Source organism: Kocuria sp. KH4 (assembly GCF_053711175.1).
Genome location: NZ_JBSJYX010000091.1, coordinates 1 through 256, shown reverse-complemented (window position 1 = coordinate 256; position 256 = coordinate 1). Strand labels below are relative to the sequence as shown.

1 pseudogene is annotated in these 256 nt (G+C 72.3%); it reads left to right on the top strand.

From position 1 onward, the window contains the following. A pseudogene (locus ACWCOM_RS18615) lies at window positions 1–256 on the top strand (inositol-3-phosphate synthase); the annotation flags it as partial.

Below are 256 nucleotides of genomic sequence, written 5' to 3'. Positions count from 1 at the left end.
GACGGGCTGGGCTCCTACTACCGGGAGATGGTCCAGGAGTCGGAGCAGGAGCCGGTGGACGTGGCCGCCGCGCTGCGGGAGGCGCAGGTGGATGTGCTGGTGTCCTATCTGCCGGTGGGCTCGGAGGCCGCCGACCGGTTCTACGCCCAGGCCGCCCTGGACGCCGGGGTGGCCTTCGTCAACGCGCTGCCGGTGTTCATCGCCTCCACCGAGGAGTGGGCGGGCAAGTTCACCGCCGCGGGGGTGCCGATCGTCG